The organism is Otoolea muris, from assembly GCF_943193115.1.
Lineage (GTDB): Bacteria > Bacillota > Clostridia > Lachnospirales > Lachnospiraceae > Otoolea > Otoolea muris.
Map to the genome: position 1 here is coordinate 1 of NZ_CALPCY010000116.1, position 3,443 is coordinate 3,443.

Consider the following 3,443-nt stretch of genomic DNA (forward strand, 5'->3'; position numbering starts at 1 on the left):
GCGGGGATCATGGTTGCCATCGGCGGGATTTTATCGTCCGCGATAAAGCCGTAGGTATCATCTTCAATCAGAACCATGTCCTGACTGCTGATAATCTGGCTGATTGCTTTCCGGCGCTCTGACGGCATGGTGATCCCCGTGGGATTTGTGCAGGAGGGCATTAAATAAATCCCCTTTATTTCATGCAGCTTCCTCTGCTTTTCCAGCGCGTCCGGCAGCATACCCTGTCCGTCGGCCTCTATCGGTATCAACTGGATATTAAGCTGCTTTGCAAGAGTGATGAAATTGGAATAAGTATAGGTATCAGTGGCAATCTTATCTCCGGCCCGAAACAGGGAAAGAAGCGCAATCGCCAGCGCGTTTTGTGTACCGGACGTTAAAATAATATCCTCCATAGCGGCGTTGATCTGGAACTCGGCAAGCCATTTCTGCGCGACCTGTTTATGGTGGGCTGTCCCCAAGGTAAAGCTGAACTCAAATAGCTTTTCCGACTTCGGGCCTTGCAGGATTGCCCGTGCGGTATCGGCCACAATGGAATTGAACTGATAGTAGGGCTTGATGGGGCCAAGGTCTATGTACTCCGCTTCCTCCTGCGTGTCTGGATTCGGCAGGGCCGCATTGGGGGAAACATACGTTCCGCTTCCCACCGCCGCATAGATTAAGCCTTTTGTTTCGCACAGCTTAAAGGCGCGGGTGATGGTACTTAAATTCACGTCCAGAAAGTCCGCTAATTCCCGCTGCGGCGGCAGCTTTGTTTTGGGCGGAAGCCTCCCGCTTAAAATGTCCTGTTCCAAAAGCTCTGAAAGGGATATATACATCGGGAATTTTAACAGGGCCTTGCTCGGCTTCCATGTAAGCGGATAATCTTCAAACGAGTTTACAGGCATAGCGCACCTCCTTAAAAACATTGTCTTGCATACAATTCTACTATTGAAACCGTACAAAGTCAATGCTACTGTTATAATTGTTATGATTATATGCAGCGCAAGGAGGTAAGAACATGGAACAAGTAATCAGGGAGCAGCTTCTTCACATGTTGGAGAACAATAGTAAACTGACAGAACATGAAATTGCAATTATGCTGGGGATTTCGGAAGAAGAAGTCCAAAGGGAAATAGCCGGTCTGGAAAAAGCGCATGTGATCTGTGGCTACCATACATTGATTGACTGGAACAAAGTCAATGATGATGATGTGACCGCTTTGGTAGAGCTGCGTGTTACGCCGCAGGGCGGCGAGGGCTATCAAAAGCTGGCAGAGAAAATCAATGCCTATCCGCAGGTAGTGACGCTGTACTTAATGTCCGGGGCTTACGATTTTCTTGTCATGGTAAAGGGGAAAACACTGAAAGAAATATCCCTTTTCGTGTCGGGAAAGCTGGCCTCCATTGAGGAAGTCCAGAGTACCACTACCCATTTCACGCTGACAAAATATAAGGAGCTGGGCGTGAGCTTTGAGGCAAAGCAGGCGGACGAAAGAATGGTGGTGACGCCATGAGGGAAAAGCTGTCACAAAAAGTATTGAACCTAAAATCTTCCGGCATACGGGCCTTTTTTGATATGGCGAACGAAATTCCCGACGTGATTTCCCTCGGCGTCGGGGAACCGGATTTTGATACCCCGTGGCATATCCGGGAGGCAGGCATACAGGCGTTGCAGTCCGGCAAAACCTTTTATACGTCCAATGCGGGGCTGCAAGAACTTCGGGCTGCAATCAGCAGCTACACCAAACGGAAAACCGGGCTTACTTACAATCCTGAAAACCAGATCATTGTCACGGTTGGCGGCAGCGAGGCCATTGACCTTGCGCTGCGGGCGCTGCTTAATGCAGGGGACGAAGTGATCTATCTGGAACCGGGCTTTGTTTCCTATTACCCCTGTATTAAGCTGGCTGACGGCGTTCCCGTCCCAATCCGCTTGACAGAGGAAAACCGGTTCCGTCTGAAGCCGGAGCAGTTGGAGGCGGCGGTTACACCCAAAAGCAAGGTGCTGATCCTGTCATACCCCAACAATCCGACCGGGGCCGTGATGGAAAAGGAGGATTTGGAAGCCCTGTTACCTGTCATTCAGAAACACGATTTGATTGTTATATCCGATGAAATATACGGGGAGCTTACCTATGGCGTGAAGCATTGTAGTATCGCCGGATTGCCCGGCATGGAACAACGAACCATAATTATCAACGGTTTTTCCAAGAGCTTTGCCATGACCGGCTGGCGGCTGGGGTACGCGCTGGGAAACCATGAGATTATCGAACAGATGGTAAAAATCCATCAGTTTGCGGTAATGTGTGCACCTACCATCAGCCAGTATGCGGCCATCGAAGCGATGGAACAGGGGGACGGGGATATAGAAGCCATGCGTGAATCCTACGACCAGAGAAGAAAATTCCTCTACCATGAGCTGCAAAGGCTGGGCCTGCCCTGTTTTGAACCGCAGGGAGCATTTTATATGTTCCCCAATATCCGGGAGTTTGGTTTATCCAGCGGCGAATTTGCGTTGAAGCTGCTGAAAGAGGAAAAGGTGGCGGTTGTCCCCGGCGATTCCTTTGGTGAGTGTGGGGAGGGCTTTGTACGGATTTCCTATGCGGCTTCCCTGCAAAACCTGAAAGAAGCCGTCAACCGGATTTTCCGGTTCCTGTCCCGGTACCGGACTTAGAAAGGGGCTGCTTATGAAAACGTGGGAAAAGAATATCCGCCAAGTGCTTCCCTACATACCGGGCGAACAGCCCAAACAGGCGGACATCATCAAACTGAATACGAATGAGAATCCCTACCCGCCCTCTCCCCGTGTGGCCGAAACACTGGAACAATTCCAGACAGGGGAACTCCGGCTATATCCCGACCCGGATTCTAATATTCTGGTGGAGGCCCTTGCGGATTTCTACCAGATTGACCGTAGCCGGATATTTGTAGGTGTCGGCTCTGACGATGTGCTGGCCGTATCATTTCTGACCTTTTTTAATTCCGGGAAACCTGTGCTGTTCCCGGATATTACCTATTCCTTTTATGACGTGTGGGCGCGGCTGTTTCAGATACCGTTTGAGCAGATTCCCTTAGACGGTGAATTTCAGATCAGGAAAAGTGATTATTTCCGGGAGAACGGAGGCGTAGTCTTTCCTAACCCCAACGCCCCCACAGGGATATTGATGGGCTTACCGGAGATAGAGGATATTATCAGCCACAATCAGGACGTGGTGGTGATCGTGGACGAGGCTTATATTGATTTCGGCGGCATATCCGCGTTCCCGCTGCTGGATAAATACGATAACCTGCTGATTATCCAGACCGTTTCAAAATCCCGCGCCCTTGCCGGCCTGCGTGTCGGCTATGCGTTTGGAAGCCCGCAGCTTATCAGCTACTTAAACGATGTCAGGAACTCCTTTAACTCTTATACCATGAACCGCCTGACGCAAACACTGGGCGCGGCGGCAGTCCGGGACAGGG

4 protein-coding genes are annotated in these 3,443 nt (G+C 50.5%); 3 read left to right on the forward strand and 1 reads right to left on the reverse strand.

The genetic code is table 11. From position 1 onward, the window contains the following. The coding region (locus NFS31_RS26290) for an aminotransferase-like domain-containing protein (RefSeq protein ID WP_251501919.1) at positions 1-887 on the reverse strand (887 nt) is incomplete at its 3' end. Between the two features lie 113 nt (positions 888-1,000). Here NFS31_RS26290 and NFS31_RS26295 point away from each other — a divergent pair. The 3 genes from NFS31_RS26295 to NFS31_RS26305 all read left to right on the forward strand — a co-directional run. After that, positions 1,001-1,495 carry an Lrp/AsnC family transcriptional regulator gene (locus NFS31_RS26295; protein WP_016220513.1) on the forward strand — a complete coding sequence of 165 codons (495 nt, stop codon included), beginning with the start codon at positions 1,001-1,003 and terminating at the stop codon, positions 1,493-1,495. Continuing rightward, positions 1,492-2,655, forward strand: coding sequence for a pyridoxal phosphate-dependent aminotransferase (locus NFS31_RS26300; RefSeq protein ID WP_016220512.1), 1,164 nt, complete (start codon positions 1,492-1,494; stop codon positions 2,653-2,655). Before NFS31_RS26295 ends, NFS31_RS26300 begins: the two co-directional genes overlap by 4 nt. 13 nt (positions 2,656-2,668) lie before the next feature. Continuing rightward, positions 2,669-3,443: pyridoxal phosphate-dependent aminotransferase (locus tag NFS31_RS26305; RefSeq protein ID WP_251501922.1), on the forward strand; the 775-nt coding region annotated here is incomplete at its 3' end.